We start from the raw sequence: 18,384 nt of genomic DNA, 5'->3' as shown, positions 1-18,384 counted from the left end.
CCTCGCCCTAGAGACGACGTTAACGAGACCCCAGGACATGGCCCTGCACATCCCGACCCTGCTCGTAGTCTCGGTGTTCATTTTCTTTCTGATGAGCCTGCTGACCTTCCACGCCTGGCTACGGGAAACCCGCGAGCGCCCGCTGGCCTACCTGGGCGCCATGATGCTCCTGGCGGCAGTGGGCATGGTGCTGGTCAGCCTGCGCGGCATGGGTATGGACTACGTGCCGAAGATCCTCGGCAACGTGGTCCTGCTGTTGAGCGCGGCCCTCAACTGGACGGCGATGCGGGTCTTTGCCGGGCGCTCGCCGCATGTCCCGGGCATGCTCGCCGGTGCCGGCATATGGCTAGCGCTGTGCCTGCTCCCGGCGTTCTACCAGTCAATGACGGTGCGGGTCTCGGCCTACTCACTGCTGACAGTCGGCTACGGCCTGCTGACCCTGCTGGAGTTCTGGCGCAGCCGCCGGCAGCTGGAGGTTGCCTATATGCCAGCCTTGCTTCTGACCCTGCTGCACACCACGTACTACAGCGTGCGCGCCGTGATTGACCAGGGCCTGGCCATGGATCAGGCGCTGAAAGGCGACAACACCGGCGCGATGCTTTTCTCCTTGATGCTGTTCGAATCGATGCTCTATGTGATCGGTATTGCCTATGTGACGCTGTCCATGGTCAAGGAGCGGGTTGAACGGCGCTTCAAGGAAGCGGCCTTCTGCGACGCCCTGACCGGTATCGGCAACCGCCGGGCCTTTATGGTCAATGGCGAGCGGCTGCTGATCGAATGCCAGCGTCACGCCGTGCCAATAGCCTTGCTGCTGTGCGACCTGGACCACTTCAAGCGCTTGAACGATGCCTTCGGCCACCACACGGGCGACCAGGCGCTGATTGCCTTCAGCCAGGTACTTTCAGAAAACCTGCGCGGGAAAGGAGTATTTGCCCGTATCGGCGGCGAGGAGTTCGCCTGCCTGTTGGCCTCGACCGATGAACAGGCGGCCTTGCTGGTGGCCGAACGAATTCGCCAGGCCTTTGCCCGGTTGCCGCTGCTGGAACCTGGGCTGCTCAGCGTCAGCATCGGCGTGGTGAGCAGTGAAAGCCTGGGCTACGACCTGCCACGCCTGCTGTCCCTGGCTGATCAAGCGCTGTACAGCGCCAAGGATCAGGGACGTAACCGGGTTACAGGCAGCCTCGCATAGAGCGCTCGAACTGCTGCCGCACTGAACAGCCCGAGCATTGATCCGCTGCGCAGCTCCCGTACGGTTCTATCGATCCGCCGTATAACTGTGACACGCCCCCCAAAGCCCCAGATCAAGGCACTTAGCCAGTATTTCCGGCATCCCTGCGCAAGAATAAAATCGCCGCTCTCCAGGACTCTCGGATGACAAGGAATGTGGAATAAGCAAGCCGCTATCAGTCACTTGAACGCTCACGCTCACGCCGGCAGCACCGGGCGTTGCGCGGCCTATACCCGCCAGGCAATCGAAGCCGGTGGCGGCGGGGTGATTTTGCACAGGAAGCACTCGGCCAAGGACTTCGGCTCATCATTGACCTCCGCCGGTTTTGTCGAGCAGCCGGCCGGCCAGACGCCCGCAGCGGGCGATGTGGTCATCATCCAGCCCATTCCCGGGCACCCCCACGGCCACATGGCGATGTTCAACGGCACCCTCTGGGTGTCAGACTTCAAGCAACTGCACGGTTTCTACCCGGGACATTCCTATCGCGTGCAGAAGCCTGCCTACAAAATCTATCGCCATCCGTAAGGGGTTCCCCATGAGAATGCTGTTCTGCTCGCTGCTGGCGGCGGTCGCCATGCATCAGTCGGTCGCCCTGGCCGACTGCGCCAGTTCGCCCAAGCCTGTCACCCAGGCGTTCTACAGCTGGTACCTGCAAACCTTCAGCGAAGACAAGGACCCGATCACCGACAGCGTCCCGGAGATGAAGAAATACGTCACGGACTCGCTGATCGCCAAGATCAAGAAACAGATGGCCAGCCCCGACGGCCTGGAAGAGGACTACTTCCTCAAGGCCCAGGACTACATGGATGAGTGGCTGACCCAGATCAAGGTCAGCGAGCCACAGATCCAGGGCTCCAGCGCCAAGGAACAAGTGACCCTGGGCAGCACCCCGGACACCACTCAGGTGGTCGATGTGCGGATGGTCAAGGACAAGGGCTGCTGGAAGATCGACGAAGTGATTTCCACTGCGGATCAGAGCGACTGATCCAGCGCCGCGGCGTTGACTCCAGCACCCGCAAGGGTCGTCCAGCCGGGCGACCCGCCATGCTAAGCTGCGCGCCGTTTTGGGCGTCCGCCCGAGACCTCCTTCACTGAACAAGGACTCTCAGTCATGTCGTTGCCGGCCGCAGTACGCCTGCCCCTGTCGTTTCTCTCTCTGTTTACCGCCCTGACGCTGGGCGCCGCCTGGGCCCAGGCCGATGAGCAGCAGGATGTCGCCAAAGGGCGCTGGCAAGGCATGGCGGCCATGGCCAACCTGTACCTGGACGACGCCACGCCAGCCGATTTCATCGAAGCCGGCGACAACGAAAAGAGCCAGCACGACAACTATGCCGGCGCCCTCGCCTACTACCTGACCGCCGCCCGCCTCGACCCGAAGAATGCCTACGCCTCGTACCAGGCCGCTGGCAGCCTGGCCGCCATGGACAAGAACAAGCGCGCCGCCGAGTTCCTCGACCAGGCCCGCGAGCGAGGCTTCTGGCAGTGGGTCATCCTTAAGGAAGACGACGAACTGCAATCCCTGCAGCAGACCCCGGCCTACCAGAAGCTGCTGCAGGCCGCCGAGAAGAATTATCCGGCCAAGGCCAAGGACGCGGGCCTTGCGGCCTTCAGCATTCCCCAAGGCAAAGCCCCGGCCGAGGGCTGGCCGGTGGTGGTCTGGCTGTCGGGTTTCGGCACCGAGGGCAGCGACGGCGTCGATATGCGCGCCGAGCTGGTGGGCGAGAAAGCCGTGCTGGTGGGCATCAACGGCACCCTCAAGCGCGATGAGCATTCGTTCATGTGGCAGCAGAACTCGGTGGCGCCGACCCAGGAAGCGGTCAGCGCGGCGCTGAAGAAGCTGGAAAAGCAGACCCGCATCGATCACTCGCGCATCGCCCTGATGGGCTTCTCACAAGGTGCCGAACACGCCTCGCACCTGATCGCCGAGTACCCGCAGCAATACAGCGGCGCCTTGCTGTTGTCCCCCGGTGGTTACCGGATTCCGTTCGGCGAAACCCAGGCCCGGGACAAGCGCATCGTCATCGTTCATGGCGCCAAGGAGCATGAGAGCAACCAGAAGCTCACCGCCACCACGCAGCAGGCCCTGGAACCCGGCAACCAGGTGCAGAGCCATGAGCATGCTGAAGGCCACACCTTCCAGGCCGACTGGCGCCAGGCGTATCCGGGTTACCTGACATTCGCCCTGAACCTCTGAGCCCCGGCGGCTCTTACTGGGCTGGAGTAATGGGCCCCGGAGCCTTTACCTGGGTCATCAGGTCGTCGTCCCACTGCCCCTCGACCTTGACCTGGGCCAAAGCCCCCAGTTCCATGGCCTCGATCAGGTTGTGGTTGAGGTACACGTAGGTGCCCGGCTGCTTGAAGGTGTAGAGCGCGGCCAACGCCGAACCGCCGGGGATGAACCAGGTTTCCAGGTTGCGTTGTGGCGCGTTGGCGAACTTGCCGGTGGTCCAGACCCAGTCGCCATGGCCGCCAATCAGGTGCGGACGGCTGTCGCGATTGGCCTGGGAATGGATGAACAGCACGCTTTCCCCGACCTTGGCGGTCAGCGCATTGGCCCCGGTCAAAGCGCCAACCCGGCCGTTGAACACCACGTGGCTCGGGGTCAGCTTGCGCATCACTTCACGGGTGTCCTGGTAACTGGAGGCCAGGTCGGGGTAATCCTTGTAATGCCCGTCCTTGTCCTTGGGGATATACAGATCGAACTCGCCGATGGTGTAGGCCCGGTCATAGTGCAAGGGCTTGCCGGCGGGGTCTTTCAAGCCGTCGCGCGGCAGCACCATCAAGGTTCCGCTCATGCCCGAGACGACGTGCCAGGGCACCATGCCCGACGGCGCGCAGTGATAGACAAAGGTGCCGCTACGATCAGCCTTGAAACGCAGCACCACCTCCTGGCCCGGCACGACCTGGGTCAGCGCGGCCCCGCCCAGGGCGCCGGTGGCGGCATGGAAATCGATGTTGTGGGGCATGGTGTTGCTGGCCGGGTTGCTCAAGGTCAGCTCGACGTAGTCGCCCTCGTGCACCACAAGGGTCGGGCCGGGCATGGAGCCGTTGAAGGTCATGGCCTGCAGGGTGGTGCCCTGGTCATCCACCACCATCTTTTTCTCTTCGACGCGCATGTGGAACTGCATCACCTTGGGCGGTCCACTGACCATCTGCTCGTGAGCATGCACCTGGGGCGGCGTCACCAGTTCCACCTTGACCCGTTGCAGGCCGTCCGCACCCGCCGCCAACGCCAGGCCGGAAACACAGCCGCCGGCCACCACACACCACTTCAACCACGATTGAAAAGCACCCATGCTCTGCATTTCCCTGCCAATGAATGGTGATTCATTGCAAGGCAAACACTGGGGGCGCGTATTGTCTCAGGGCAATGAACGGATGGCCGCGAGGGCGCATCCGTTGCGCTCGATCATGGATAACTGAAACTGCGCACCAGCGTCAGCTCCCCTGGCGCGCGCATCGGCACGATGAACGACTCGCTCTTCTCATCCGGCGTGCCCTCTTCGGTAATCACCGTCACCTGGGCCGTCGTCAGGGCTTGCACGGCATTTTCCTGGCCGCCGTCTTCATCGTCGCTGCGATAACCGCCTCCGTAGTAGTTCACATAGACCAGGTACTGGCCCTTGAGCGGGGCCGGCATGGAGAAGATCTCCGGGCCGTAGCCCGTGGTCACGTCCACATCCAGGGTCGCGCCATTGGGGGCAACCCGATCCCCGTACCAGATGTGCGCGCCATCGGGGGTCACCAGGTGCAGGTCAAGGTCGGTGTTGTCGCTGTCCCAGGACAGCAGCACGCGCAACTTGGGCGGGGTCACGCCACCGCCGCTGTTGAGAAACTGCACGCGCTTGCGCTGCTGGCCGTCGGGGCTGCGCACTTCGACGCTGTTGCTGCCGTTGGGAAATGAGTAAGGCCGGTCGAACCCGCCTTGCTCATCGAACTTGAGCGGCATGCTGACGCCGTTGACGATCAGTTTGCCCGGCTCTTTGCTCGCCTTGGACGCGCCTTTGATCTGCCCGCGAATGCGCGCGGTATCGGCCTGTCCCTGAGGGGTGTTGACCGAGGAGGCCGGGTAGTTGACCTCCTGAATGTATTGCTCGCCATCGATGGCGCGGGTACGCCAGCCGCCCTTGGGGGTGTCGAGCTGGATACCGCTGTCGGCCAGGGCCACGGGCAGGCTGAACATTCCACAAAGGAACAGGAGGACCGGGGGAGCAGGAAGTTTCATGGCCTATTCCAATAAAAGATGACGGGCGAGCCCTTCGATGTAGGTTTCATCCTGGCCGTTGGGATGAGCTTCAAAGGCCAGGTGCAGGTATTCGTGAGTCAGGTCGAGGCGGTCTTGCAGCGAGAGCACGCCACGCACGTAGATGCGTTGCCGTTCGCGGTCGACGTAGGGCCGGCCGAAATTCAGGCGGCACACGGCGAACTGGCTGATTTCGTTGTAGCCAATCTCTTGCTCCAGCGGCTGGCGCCAGCGCCGACGCTGGTTCAGCAGCCAATCCTGGGCCGCCGGCAAGGGGTCGCAGGAGGCCACCGGGCTGTCCCAGCGGCTGAGGCTGGCGCGCGGATAGGCATGCAGCAGGATGGCGTCATAGCGCTGACCGGAGCGCGCCTGCTCCACCGCCTGCTGCCAGGACAGCTTGTCCGGCGCCTTCAGGTCCGAGTGATAGGTGACTTGTGTACCAGCCAGCACCAGGTCACTGGTCCAGGCGGCGATGGCCCGGGCCTCGGCGGTGGCTGGGCGCGGCGCCACCCGCTGGCGGTTGCTGCTGTCGTCGATGCTCAGGCACTCGCCGCGGCGCCCGGCGTTCTGCAACAGGTAGGTGCGGATCGCCACGGCCAGGGCCTTGGCGGCTTCCGCCGGTTCACTGCTGGCCTCACGTTGCAGTACCCGCGCCACATATTCCTCACGGTCCAGGCGTGCCACCAGTCGCTGGGCTGCGGGATCACGCTGCAGGAACAGTTCGCCGGCGCTGTGGATATCCAGCTGGTTGCCGTTGGCGAACTCCACCCGGTAATCGCCTTGCAAGGCCCCCGGATTGGCAAGCTGGCCGTTCTGGCTGACGCTTTTCAGCGGATAGCGGGAAAACAGGCTGACTTCCACGCAGCGGCCTTTATCCACAGACGGGTTGTCCGGCAGCACCTGGTTCAGGGCCTGGGCGTAGTCCTTCAGCACTCGCTGGCTGGTGCCGCGCCCGCCCACCCACAGCGGCGTGCCGTCCACCAGCCAGCCGGCGAAACCGCCCTGGCGCGACTGCCGATCCTGATCCGCCAGCCAGCTCCAGGTCTTGACCCGCAAACGTCCGCCCACTTCCCCCACCACGGCGCCGTCACCGGCATTGAGCACCACGTCCAGCAGCACCCGCCGCGCCGTGTCCCGGGCCGGCAGCAGCGCCAGCACCTGCAGCAACTGCGCCACCGGAACCCGGGTCTGCGGTTGCAGCTGGTTCAGGTCCTGCAACCACTCCGGGGCATTGCGGGCTTGCCAGTAGTGGCGCCAGTCAGCAGCGGACAACTGCAAGCGCTGCGGTTCGAAATACAACCCGCAGGAACGCACCAGCGCCTGATCCCGGGCGATGCTGGCGCCCACCGAGCAGCAGTAGACCTCTTCCTTGGACTTGCCCTGGCAGGCATAGGCCGGCTCCTCGGCGCCGGTGTCCACCAGCCAGGCGTAGACGAAGAGTTTCCAGACACTGCCCAGCGGCGCCTGCAGGTCCATGGGCAAGGGTTCGCGCGCCAGTACCTGGGATTTGCTCAGGCTCACCAGCTCACTGTCCGGGGCGCTTTTCCAGGCCAGGCGCAGGGGCTCGTCCTGGGCCGTCGCCAGCCCAGGGAGCAAACACAGGAACAACCAGGCCCAGCGCCGCGCCATGTTATTTGACCGTGACCTGACCCAGGGCCGGGGTGCGTTCCTGAGCCTGATGCTCGGGTGCGTACACCTGGTAGAAGCGAGCCGGCGGCAGGTTGAACTGGCCCTTCTGCGAGAAACGAACCAGGTGGCGCAGGCGCACCTCGCTGCTGTCGTTCAAGGCGTCCAGCGGCACCGCGTAGCTCATCTGCCCCGGTTCGGAACGGGCCTTCTCCAGCGAAGCCGCTTCAGTACCGGCAGGCCCGGCCAGCTTGATGCCCCAGGTGGTGCGCTCGACATCCGCGCCCGGTGGCAACGGCACTTCCAGCATGCCGTACAGCAGTGGCCGGTTGCCTTGGTTGGCGATGATCACTTCATCCAGGTACAGGCCATCGCTGGCGATCGGCTTATTGCCCACCGGCTCCAGCTTGAAGGTGAAGGCCTCGTCGCCCGGCACCAGGCGCAGCAAGCGGCGAGTGATGTTCACCGGCGACGGCGTGCCCATGTCCAGCTTGCTCAGGTAACTCACCGAAGCCTGCAGCGGACGTTCCGGCACGTTGCCCAGAGCCAGTACCGTCGGCACCTGCGGCCCTTGCCACTGCCAGTAGCTTTCACCGCTGGCGCCGTGCTGCTGTTGCCAGCCCTGCCCCGGGTTCAAGGCCACGGCCGGCGTCGACTGGGCGATGCTGCGTTGCAGCCAGGTCAGGGCCAGGGCCCGTTCCAGGGTCGATTGCGACGGCAGCAGGCGTTGCAGCAGGGTCCGCGCAGAGGCCTGATCGAAAGGCTTGAGCGACAGGCTCAGGGCTTGGGTGAACGGCTGCGAGCTCAGATCCACCTGCTGCTGCGCCGCTTCCAGTTGCGCGACAAAGGCCGGCGTAGGCGTGACCTTGGCATCCCGCGCCAGGGCCGCGGTCAGCACTCGGGCAGAGGCCAGGCCGAGGGCCGAGTCCGGATCGTCCATCACCAGGCTGTCACCGCCGTCTTCCTGCAGGCTGGCCGCCGGGCCGTTGCCGACCTTGGCCAGATCGTCCATCAGGCCGCTGACCAGGGTATTGATCGGCAGTTTCATATCACGGGCGAAGGACAGGATCAGCGCCCGTTGCAGCAACGGCGTATTGCCGGCCTGCTTGGCGTAGACCTCCAGCACCCGCTGCCAGTGCTCTGGCGGCAGGTTCAGGTCCAGCACCTTGCTCGCGTTCCAGTCGGCGTAATAGGCGTAGGCGGTGAGGAACGCATCCGGATCGGCATCTTCACCCCACCAGGTGAATGCCGCTTCCGGGCCGGCCATGTGCACCAGGCGCAGACGGCTGTTCTGCATCATCAGTCGCAGCCGATCACGGATCTGCGGGTTGCTGGCCAGCGCCGGGTAGGCAACGCTCAACGGCAGCAACTGGCTGGCGGTCTGTTCTACGCCGCCGTACGGGTATTCCAGCAAGTCATCCAGGGCCGAACGGAACAGCGCTTGCGGGCTGTCGTCCAGGCGCAGGCGAATCTGCGCGGCGTCCGCCGGCAAGCCCAGCGGAGTGCTGGCCGTCACGACATCCAGGCTCTGGGTCTGCACGCTCTGCCAACCGGCCGCGCTGCTCACCAGGCGCACCGCCAGGGTATCCACGGTCTTGCCGCCCTGCACCAGTTCGGCGCTCCACTCGCCATTGCCCGGGGCAATGGCCGGCAGCGCGACGTAATTGATGCCGCTGTTGAGGGTCAACGGCAGGCGCTGGGATTCCCCGGCGTAATGAATGACCAGCTCGGCCTTGGCCGGCTGTTCCGACTGGCTGAAAGCGAATACCCCAAGGTCCGGCTTGTCGCCCGTGCGGAAGCGGGTCGGGCCGCTCCACTTCAGGTACAGGGCCTTGTCGGAACGCACGAACTGTTTCTTCTGCCCCACTTGGCCGTCATCGGCAATGGCCCGGGCGGTGATGCGCCAGCGGGTCAGGGAGTCCGGCATGCGGAAGGTGAAGCGTGCCTTGCCACTGCCATCGGTCACCAGTTCCGGCTGCCAGGCAGCCGTGTCAACGTCTTCACGCCGTGGCCGCTCCAGCACCTTGACCCCACGTTCGCTGCGGTTGGCCTTGCCCGGGGCGGTAGGGCTGCCCGGCAGCGCCACGTCGTAGCTGATGAACGACAGGCTGGCGCTGGTGCGCACGTTGTTGCGCCGTGGGTGGTAGAAGAACTGGTCGATGCTCGGCGCCACTTCCGGCTGCAGGGCGTAGACCATTTCGTCCACCACACTGACCGTCAGGTGCGCGGGCACCGGCTTGCCGGCGAACTGGGTGGACAGGTCCACGGTAACCAGGTCGCCCGGCTGGTATTTGTCCTTGTCGGTGTGGATCGCCACGTCGATCTGCGGCGTCAGCACCTTGATCCCGGCGTTCTGGAAACTGTACTCACCGCCCTTGGTGTAGAGCACGGAGAAGGTCAGGTTCGGCGCGAAACTGTCCTTCACCGGTACCCGGGCGCGGTACTGGGTAGGGCTGAGTTTTTCCACCTTCAGCCAGTCGCCGCCCTTGGACAGCAACGCCGTGGCCTCGACCTTGTCGCGCTCAAGCGAGAGCAGCGCGTCATTGATCGGTTCCGGGAAGGTGATCAGCGCCAGGGCTTCGTCGCCGGCCTTGTACTCGGGCTTGTCGAGAACGATTTCCACGGTGCCCGGCACCGCTTTCACACCTTCACCGGTGACCGAATGGCTGGTGCCGCCCAGTACCCGATCATGCTCGTCGCGCAGGGTCAGGTTGTAGGTGCCAGGGCGCTCGAAGGCCAGGGCAAAGCCATTGTCGGCGCTAGCCAGCGTGCCCTCGCCGGTGGTCTGGTCTTCCATGCGCACCCAGCTGTAGCGGTTGGGCTTGACGTTCTTGCTCTGCTCGCTGGTGTTCTGGTTGGCGTAGCTGAACTGGACCTTGTCACCCGCGGCGCTGAAACGCTGCGGCGCACTCAGGCTGAAGCTGGCCGCGCCACGTTCGATGAGGATTTCCTTGGTGGTCTTGACCCGGTACGCGGCGCCGTCACTGGCGAACACGGTGAGCATGTAGCGGCTTGGTTTGTCCGCCGCCGGCAGGTCGAGCGTGGCGCTGCCCTTGGCGTCGGTGGTCAGCTCGGCACTGGTCAGTTCCACCGGGAACTGGCCCATGTACTGCAGCTCGTTATCCACCATGGACAGCTGCTGGGCGCGCAGGCTCAGTTGCAGCCGTGCATTGGCCACCGGCTTGCCGTCCGGGTACAGCAGCACCAGGTTGCCCTTCACCGGCTCGCCGGTCTTGAAGTCCGGCTTGGCCAGGGCCAGGGAAATTTCAAAGTGCGGCTTGATGTACTCGGCCACGCGGAAGGCACTGCTATAGACCTGCCCCTTGTAGCCAAAACGCAGCTCATAGCCACCGGCCACGGCATTTTCCGGCAGCTGGAAACGGCCTTGGGTGCCGGACTTGGAATCCAGGTTCAGGGTCAGGTTCTGCAAGGCGGTGCCGGCGGCATCCAGCACGCTGACATTCACCGCGCCGGCTCCCGGCTGCACCGAATCACGGGCGTTCTTGAATTCGCGACCGACGATCTTCAGCGAAACCCAGTCCCCCGGGCGATACAACGGCCGGTCGGTGAAGGCATAGAGCTTGGTGTCGTAGATTTCGCTGTCGTAATAGAAGTTCTCGGAGACGAACACCCCGCCTTCCTGGTCCTCACCGATCACGTAGGAACGTTCCGGGCTGACGTGTTTCAGGCGCACCAGGCCCTGTTCGTCCGTGGCGCCGCTGTTCATCACGCCAAGGCCGTCGGTCCACAGCACATTGACCTTGGGCACGGAGTTGCCTTCATGCTTGCCCGCAGCCCAGACCAGCAGCTCGTCGCCGGCGATCTTGCTCACCGCCACGGTGTTGGAAACAAAAACCATGGTGGTGGCGCGGTACTTGCCGACCAGGGCTTCCACCAGGTACAGGCCGGGCTTGAGTTGCCCCAGCGGGATATAGACGTTGCCTGGCGCGACGTTGATGAACTGGCTGGAGGAACCGGACAGGTCAACCCCGGCCGGCGGCTGGATCGGCTTGGCCTGCCACAGCGGATAACGGAACTGGGTCACCAGGGGCAGCCCCGGAATCAGCGCGAATTGCGGCTGAGCGTCATACGCCGTCGGCGCCAGCATCGAATTGCCGACCTTCAGTTCCGGCACTTGCTCGGTGACCTGTTTGCGCGACTCATAGGAGAACGCACGCTGCATCACCCGACGCGACTTGCGGTACCAGTTGTCCCACAGGTAGGCCAGGGTGTTGGACAGCCCCTCGCCCTTGAACTGGCCGTCGCTGACCACCCGGTGCAGGTTCTTCTGGCGCTTGAGGAAGTCCAGCGGCTGGTCGATCCGGTACACCCGGATGTCCGCGCCACCATAGGGTTCCATGCGAAAGCGCCGGTAGTCACGGCCCGGGGCTTCAAGGCGCACCATGGCCTGTTCGTCACTGGCAAAACTGCTGTCGGACAAGAGGAAGAAACTCTCCCCGGACACCGCTGCGTAATCGCTGGACGGCACCGAGTCTTCGGCGTTGACCAGGGCCACGGGGGCCAGCAGGGTCAAGGCCAGGGTCAGGCGAAACAGGAAACGGGACATACGCGATTCGCTCATTGGGTGAGGAAGTTCAGTCGATAGATGCCGATGAAGTTGGGGTTGGCGGGGTCGGGTATCCATCGGGTGTCCTTCCATGTCATCAGTTGCTGCACGCTAGCCGAGCGCATGCCGTTGTCGGTGGGGGTGGTGGTGCCGGTGTGATAGGCGATGTTGCGGCCCATCCAGATCATCAGGTGCTGGTCGTCGCCCTGGTCGAAGAACAACAGGTCGCCGGGGCGCGCCTGGCCCAGGTCACGGCTGACCAGGTGACTGTTGAACTGGATCAGCTTGATCGCATTGACGTAGGGCCCGGTCTGGCCGCCACCCTGCTGCCACTGCTGGGCCAGGCCGCGCTGGCCTTCGCTCAGTTGCAGTTCCGGCGGCAGGTAGCGATTGGACAAACCGTTGGCCCGCAGCCACTTGCTGTCGTGGACCTTGAGCGCTTCGTTGGCGGCAAAACGCACCAGCCCCGCACAGTCCTGCTGATACCAGCGCGGGCTCGGCCCCTGGCTCAGCTGCTCCTGGGCAATGCGCACGAACCAGGCACGGAACACCTGGGACTGCTGCACGTCCAGCGGCGGAGCCTGGGTCGCGCCCACGGCATTGCTCAGCAACAGGGCCAGCAGGCCGAGACTGGTCAGGCGTTTGCGCCATGCACTCACAGCGCGCGCCACTGCAGGGGCAGCCATTGCCAGTGACCGTTGGGCTCGCTGCCTTCGGGCAGGGTCAGGGCGTACTTGCCATAACCGCCGAGGGTGCGCAGCTTGGGCACCAGGTAGGTTTGCGCGGCGTTATTGAACACCGGTTCCATGTCCTGGGGCAGGCTGTCGAAGGTTTCCTGCTGGATCAGTTGGGCCAGCGATTGCGGGCCCAGGTACACCGGCATCAGCGCATCCTTGGGCACCACGTCGGCCAGCGGCGGGAAGCGCTTATCCAGGGTGCCCAGGGCCTTGTTCACCAGCTTGTCGTCCAGGGAGAACACCAGGGTCGAGCCATGGCGAGCCAGGCTGACCTGCATGAAGGCGCGGCCGGTAATGGCTTGCGGGTCCTTGGCTTGCTTGGCCGGGTACTGGCCGAAGTTGGAGCTGACCTGGCGCTGCCACTGGTGCACATCGCCGTTCTGCTGTTCGACCACCGGGAAGATGCGCTCGGGCACCTTGCCCTCGAAGGTACCGACCATGGAACCGAACAGCTTGCCCAGCTCGGCATCGAGCTTGGCGTTGTCCTTGTCCTTGAGACTGGCCACCAGCAGCGGCGTATACAGCCGCGAATCGGCGTACCAGCACAGCCCGGCGGTGCCAGCCATGTGCTCGGTCAGGGTGGCGGCCACCGCTTCTTCAGCGCCCAGCTTGACCAGCAACGGCTTCTGCTGCTCCGCTGCCAGTGGCAGGGCTACGCAGGCGCTGGCGCCCATGGGCATGGCCTGCCAGATCGGCTTGAAGTCGAAGGCCGGCTGGTTGTCCTGCTCTTCCATGGCCAGATAGCTGTGCCAGCCCTTGTCGTCCATGTCGAAGCGCAGGCCGGCGAAGTTGGGGATAAAACGCTGGTAACCCATGGCCAGGACGCCCGCGTTGACCGCCAGTCGCTGCTGCACCTCGGGCTTGCGCGCCTCCAGGCCAAAGGCTTCGGGGAACAGCTTGTCGCCGTTGAGCAATGCTTCCAGGGCCGCGGTGGAAACGGCACCGTGCTCATCGTCGGCACCGCTGCTCAGGTCATACAGCTTGGCCGGGTTGGACAGCACCACCAGCTTGTCGCCGTGGGAGGCGAACGCCAGGGATTTGCTGGCGTTGTAGTTCAGTTGGTACAGCGTCACCGCATCGCCACCGACCTTGAGTTCGGCCAGCTTGCTCAACTGCGTGTCGTCCAGGGCGACCTTGGCCAGAGGTTCCAACAGCTTGGCCAGGCCGCCGCGGTCCATCACCAGCAAGAAGTCCTTGAGGCGCCCGTCGGCGCCGCGCCACAACGCCACGTCAGCCGGCTGGTCGAACAGTTGCTCGATCAGGTTGTCCTGCAGTTTCAGGTCATGCTCGTAGATGATCCGCCGCAGGCTGCCGATCAGGCCCAGGCGGTCGGCGTGGGTCTGGTAATAGAAGACGAAGTCCTCGGTCAGCGTTTCCTTGAGGAAAGGCACCGCCAGCAGGTCCTTGGGCAACTGGGCCAGGGAATGGGTTTCCAGCAGCCCGTCGGGGCGGCTCAGGCCCAGCTTGTCGCCGGCCAGCTCCGCCACCGGGGTCTTGGGCTTGCAGCCCACGCCGGTGACCGCGGCCGCCACCAGGCACAGGCCCATGACCAGGACCGGCCAGCGTCGCTTGCTGGCGGGTTGTTCAGTGCCGGGCACGCCGGCAGCCGGGGATGCGGTGTTTTCGCTCATGATTCACAAAGCCCAATTCATCCGTGGTGCGGGATGTTCAATAGTTGAAAGACTTGACCAGCAACAGGTCGCCGATGGCCCGCATGGGCACGATAAAGGTCTCGCGTTTCTCATCGACGGTGTTTTCGTTAAGGATCAGGTTGATCTGCGAGGTGATCACCTCGTTCTGATTGCTGCCTTCGTCGAAGTTGTAGCCGCCGCTGCCGAAGTTGCCCCAATAGTTCACGTAGATCAGGTAGGTGCCGCGCAGTGGCGCGGTCATGGTGAACATTTCCGGGCCGGGGCCATCGACACCGTCCGGGTCCAGGCCGCCGCCATTGGTCAGGCCGGGGTGGCCGAAGAACGCGTGCTGGCCGTCGGGGGTAATGATGTGCATGTCCAGTTCGGCCTTGGGATCGTCCCAGCCCAGCACCACGCGAATCCGCGGCGGGGTCTTGTTCGGGTTGGCCTCATAGAACTGCACGCGCTTGAGGGATTTGCCCTCGGAACTGCGCACTTCGACACTGTTGGAGCCGGCACCGAACGCATAGGGCCGGGCAAAACGGCCCTGTTCGTCGGTGTAGAGGTTCAGCGGGTTGCCGTTGACCGACAGGCTGTGGGGCTGGCGCAGATGGCCGATGGCCTTGAGCTGGCCCTCGATCAGGGTGCGATTGCGCTGGATACCACGGTCGATCGGTGGCGTCGGGTAGGCCACCCGGTCCTGTTCGGTGCGGTCCAGCAAGCCGGAATAGCGCCAGCCGGCCAGGGGTTCCTGCAGCTCGGCGGAAGGTTCGGCGAACGCCGTACAGGCCACCAGCCAGGTCAGCAGAAGGGAGGAGAGAGCGCGCATGTACTGCGTCCTGCCATGCATGGGAAAACCCTGGCGCCAGATCCTCGGCGCGGCTGCAAATATTCACAATGGGAGCGCCCGGCGACAACGGGCGTTGGAAAGGCCGCAGATTAGCGACTTGGCGCCTGTTACACAATTGGCGAAAAGGGATTTTGCGAGGGAATCGGCACTGCCCTGAAACCCGCGCAGGCAGTGCCATTACGGCGACATCACGCCTCCCCATCGTGCGAGCTGCACGTCGTGTCAGAACCCGTCATGCCCCCCTTGAACCGCCCCGTCCAACGCCTGCCAACGGCCGCTTCTCATTTGCCCGAAACCCCGCTGTCTGCTAGTGTCGCGCCGGTTTAACGTCAACCGGGATAGCCGCCATGGCCCGCAAAAAAGCTGCCTTAGATTTCGAACAATCCCTCGCCGACCTGCAAACCCTGGTCGAGCGTCTGGAGAACGGCGAGCTGTCGCTGGAAGACTCGTTGACCGCCTTTGAACAAGGCATCGGCCTGACCCGTGATTGCCAGGCGGCCCTGGCCCAGGCCGAGCAAAAGGTGCAGATCCTGCTGGAACGCGATGGCGAGCTAGCCGAACAACCCTTCGACGCGGAACAACCAGAATGATTACCGCCTATCAGGCCACCAGTCAGGCCCGCGTCGACGCTGCAATGCACACCCTGTTCACCGCTCCAAGCCCCGAACTTGCCCGCCTTTATGACGCCATGCGCTACAGCGTGATGAATGGCGGCAAGCGCGTGCGCCCGTTGCTGGCCTACGCCGCCTGCGAGGCCCTGGGTGGCCAGCCCGAGCAAGCCAACGGCGCGGCCTGTGCGGTGGAGTTGATTCACGCCTATTCCCTGGTCCACGACGATCTGCCGGCGATGGACGATGACGACCTGCGACGCGGCCAGCCCACGACCCACAAAGCCTTCGACGAAGCCTGCGCGATCCTCGCCGGTGACGGCCTGCAGAGCCTGGCCTTCGGCGCCCTGCTGGACCCGGGCCTGAGCGACGCCAGCGCCGAGATTCGCCTGCGCATGGTCACCACCCTGGCCCAGGCCGCAGGCCCGGCGGGCATGGTCGGCGGCCAGGCCATCGACCTGGGCTCGGTGGGCCTCAAGCTCGACCAGCAGGCCCTGGAGTACATGCATCGGCACAAGACCGGCGCGCTGATCGAAGCCAGCGTGATCCTCGGCGCCCTGGCCAGTGGCCGGGCCGAGCAAGACGAGCTCAAGGCCCTGCAGACCTACGCCAAGGCCATCGGCCTGGCGTTCCAGGTGCAGGACGACATCCTCGACGTCGAAAGTGATACCGCGACCCTGGGCAAGCGCCAGGGCGCCGATATCGCCCGGGACAAACCGACCTACCCGGCGCTGCTGGGTCTCGCTGCGGCCAAGGAATACGCCCTGGAACTGCGCGACCAGGCGCTGCACGCGCTGCGTCCGTTTGACGCAGCGGCCGAGCCGTTGCGCGAGCTGGCGCGGTATATCGTCGAGCGGCGCAACTGATCGACGCGCCGCATATCGGCCAAGTTCGGTGCTCTGCGTGGGCAGCTTGCGATGCATAAGGTAAACTGCCGCCTCTTTCTATACCTATAACGATTCGCCTGATGCCCACGACGTTTCATGAGATTCCCCGCAAACGCCCGACCACCCCGCTGCTCGACCGTGCCCAGACGCCGGACGGCCTGCGCCGGTTAGGTGAAGCCGAGCTGGAAACCCTGGCCGATGAATTGCGCCTGGAATTGCTCTACACGGTCGGCCAGACCGGCGGGCACTTCGGTGCCGGCCTTGGCGTCATCGAGCTGACCATCGCGTTGCATTACGTATTCGACACCCCGGACGACCGGCTGGTGTGGGATGTGGGTCATCAGGCGTATCCGCACAAGATCCTCACCGGTCGTCGCGAGCAGATGGCCACCCTGCGCCAGAAAGACGGCCTGGCCGCCTTCCCGCGGCGCTCCGAGAGTGAGTACGACACCTTTGGCGTCGGCCACTCCAGCACCTCCATCAGTGCCGCGCTGGGCATGGCCATCGCCGCCCGCCTGCAGCACAGCGAGCGCAAGGCCATCGCGGTGATCGGCGACGGCGCCCTGACCGCGGGCATGGCCTTCGAGGCGCTGAACCACGCGCCGGAAGTGGACGCCAACATGCTGGTGATCCTCAACGACAACGACATGTCGATCTCGCGCAATGTCGGCGGGTTGTCCAACTACCTGGCCAAGATTCTCTCCAGCCGCACCTACGCCAGCATGCGCGAAGGCAGCAAGAAAGTGCTGTCGCGCCTGCCCGGTGCCTGGGAAATCGCCCGCCGCACCGAAGAATACGCCAAGGGCATGCTGGTCCCCGGCACCCTGTTCGAAGAGCTGGGCTGGAACTACATCGGCCCCATCGACGGCCACGACCTGCCGACCCTGATCGCCACCCTGCGCAACATGCGCGACCTCAAGGGGCCGCAGTTCCTGCATGTGGTGACCAAGAAGGGCAAGGGCTTCGCCCCGGCGGAAGTCGACCCGATCGGCTACCACGCCATCACCAAGCTGGAGCCCCTGGACGCCCCGGCCGCCGCACCGAAAAAGGCCGGCGGCCCGAAGTATTCCGGCGTGTTTGGCGAGTGGCTGTGCGACATGGCCGCCGCCGACCCACGGCTGGTGGGCATCACCCCGGCAATGAAGGAAGGTTCCGACCTGGTGGCCTTCAGCGAGCGTTTCCCGCTGCGCTACTTCGACGTGGCGATTGCCGAACAGCACGCGGTGACCCTGGCGGCCGGCATGGCCTGCGAAGGCGCCAAGCCGGTGGTAGCGATCTACTCCACCTTCCTGCAGCGCGGTTATGACCAGCTGATCCACGACGTGGCGGTGCAGAACCTCGACGTGCTGTTCGCCATCGACCGTGCCGGGCTGGTGGGCGAAGACGGCCCGACCCACGCTGGCAGCTTCGACCTGTCCTACCTGCGCTGCATCCCCGGCATGCTGGTGATGACCCCAAGCGACGAGAACGAGTTGCGCAAGATGCTCAGCACCGGGCACCTGTACAACGGCCCTGCGGCCGTGCGCTACCCGCGCGGCACCGGCCCCAACGCGCCGATCGACAAGGACCTGGAACCGATCGAGATCGGCAAGGGCGTGATCCGCCGCCAGGGCAAGCAAGTGGCCTTGCTGGTGTTTGGCGTGCAACTGGCCGAAGCCTTGCAAGTGGCCGAGAAACTCGACGCCACCGTGGTCGACATGCGCTTCGTCAAACCCCTGGATGAAGCCCTAGTGCGCGAGATTGCCGGCAGCCATGAACTGCTGGTGACCATCGAGGAGAACGCCATCATGGGCGGCGCCGGTGGAGCGGTCAGCGAGTTCCTGGCCCGCGAAGGCATCCTCAAGCCGATCCTGCACCTGGGCCTGCCGGACGCCTACGTCGAGCACGCCAAACCGGCGCAGATGCTTGCCGAATGCGGCCTCGACGAAGCCGGCATCGAAGCCTCGGTCCGTCAGCGCCTGACGCTGCTGGGCCTGGCTTGACCTATAGCGGCCAACCCTGGCCGCT

At 64.6% G+C, this 18,384-nt stretch carries 14 protein-coding genes; 7 read left to right on the top strand and 7 right to left on the bottom strand.

Annotated elements, in window-relative coordinates:
- Window positions 1–37 precede the first annotated feature (37 nt).
- From LXM55_RS22125 to LXM55_RS22110, 4 genes are all read left to right on the top strand, one after another.
- Window positions 38–1,189: a GGDEF domain-containing protein gene (locus LXM55_RS22125; protein ID WP_233322324.1), complete on the top strand. Its 1,152-nt coding sequence runs from the start codon at window positions 38–40 to the stop codon at window positions 1,187–1,189.
- 192 nt (window positions 1,190–1,381) lie between these two features.
- Window positions 1,382–1,753 (top strand): CHAP domain-containing protein, encoded by a 372-nt coding sequence (locus tag LXM55_RS22120; protein WP_233322323.1) that lies wholly within the window; start codon window positions 1,382–1,384, stop codon window positions 1,751–1,753.
- A 10-nt stretch (window positions 1,754–1,763) separates the two neighbouring features.
- The gene (locus tag LXM55_RS22115; protein ID WP_233322322.1) at window positions 1,764–2,213 is read left to right on the top strand and encodes a DUF3828 domain-containing protein; all 450 of its coding nucleotides are present in this window, start codon (window positions 1,764–1,766) and stop codon (window positions 2,211–2,213) included.
- A gap of 126 nt (window positions 2,214–2,339) precedes the next feature.
- Complete coding sequence (locus LXM55_RS22110; protein WP_233322321.1) at window positions 2,340–3,422, top strand: alpha/beta hydrolase; 1,083 nt, start codon at window positions 2,340–2,342, stop codon at window positions 3,420–3,422.
- Window positions 3,423–3,435: 13 nt separating this feature from the next.
- Here LXM55_RS22110 and nirK read toward each other — a convergent pair whose 3' ends face one another.
- The 7 genes from nirK to LXM55_RS22075 all read right to left on the bottom strand — a co-directional run bounded on the left by nirK (window position 3,436) and on the right by LXM55_RS22075 (window position 14,861).
- Window positions 3,436–4,524 (bottom strand): copper-containing nitrite reductase, encoded by a 1,089-nt coding sequence (gene nirK / locus LXM55_RS22105; RefSeq protein WP_233322320.1) that lies wholly within the window; start codon window positions 4,522–4,524, stop codon window positions 3,436–3,438.
- Window positions 4,525–4,637: 113 nt separating this feature from the next.
- A complete protein-coding gene (locus tag LXM55_RS22100; protein WP_233322319.1) occupies window positions 4,638–5,453 on the bottom strand; it encodes a YfaP family protein in 816 nt (271 codons plus the stop codon).
- Between the two features lie 3 nt (window positions 5,454–5,456).
- On the bottom strand, window positions 5,457–7,100 hold the full coding sequence (locus LXM55_RS22095) for a DUF2300 domain-containing protein (RefSeq protein WP_233322318.1): 1,644 nt from the start codon (window positions 7,098–7,100) through the stop codon (window positions 5,457–5,459).
- Window position 7,101: 1 nt separating this feature from the next.
- Window positions 7,102–11,679, bottom strand: coding sequence for an alpha-2-macroglobulin family protein (locus LXM55_RS22090; RefSeq protein WP_233322317.1), 4,578 nt, complete (start codon window positions 11,677–11,679; stop codon window positions 7,102–7,104).
- Window positions 11,676–12,350, bottom strand: a complete 675-nt coding sequence (locus LXM55_RS22085) for a DUF1175 domain-containing protein (protein ID WP_233322316.1) — start codon at window positions 12,348–12,350, stop codon at window positions 11,676–11,678. Before LXM55_RS22085 ends, LXM55_RS22090 begins: the two co-directional genes overlap by 4 nt.
- A complete protein-coding gene (locus tag LXM55_RS22080; protein ID WP_233322315.1) occupies window positions 12,320–14,032 on the bottom strand; it encodes a DUF2138 domain-containing protein in 1,713 nt (570 codons plus the stop codon). Before LXM55_RS22080 ends, LXM55_RS22085 begins: the two co-directional genes overlap by 31 nt.
- Before the next feature lie 37 nt (window positions 14,033–14,069).
- The gene (locus LXM55_RS22075; protein WP_233322314.1) at window positions 14,070–14,861 is read right to left on the bottom strand and encodes a YfaP family protein; all 792 of its coding nucleotides are present in this window, start codon (window positions 14,859–14,861) and stop codon (window positions 14,070–14,072) included.
- Window positions 14,862–15,229: 368 nt separating this feature from the next.
- Between LXM55_RS22075 and LXM55_RS22070 the strand changes: the two genes are divergently transcribed.
- The 3 genes from LXM55_RS22070 (at window position 15,230) to dxs (ending at window position 18,359) form a co-directional block, all read left to right on the top strand.
- On the top strand, window positions 15,230–15,472 hold the full coding sequence (locus LXM55_RS22070) for an exodeoxyribonuclease VII small subunit (protein ID WP_011063724.1): 243 nt from the start codon (window positions 15,230–15,232) through the stop codon (window positions 15,470–15,472).
- Window positions 15,469–16,356 (top strand): polyprenyl synthetase family protein, encoded by an 888-nt coding sequence (locus LXM55_RS22065; RefSeq protein ID WP_233322313.1) that lies wholly within the window; start codon window positions 15,469–15,471, stop codon window positions 16,354–16,356. The genes LXM55_RS22070 and LXM55_RS22065 overlap by 4 nt, the downstream gene beginning before the upstream one ends.
- A gap of 101 nt (window positions 16,357–16,457) precedes the next feature.
- A complete protein-coding gene (gene dxs, locus LXM55_RS22060; protein WP_233322312.1) occupies window positions 16,458–18,359 on the top strand; it encodes a 1-deoxy-D-xylulose-5-phosphate synthase in 1,902 nt (633 codons plus the stop codon).
- The last annotated feature ends 25 nt before the right edge of the window (window positions 18,360–18,384 follow it).

This window comes from Pseudomonas sp. Au-Pse12 (genome assembly GCF_021341665.1).
Classification (GTDB): Bacteria; Pseudomonadota; Gammaproteobacteria; order Pseudomonadales; family Pseudomonadaceae; genus Aquipseudomonas.
Note: the sequence above shows the minus strand (reverse complement) of the source record. Positions and strands in the feature narration are given on the sequence as shown.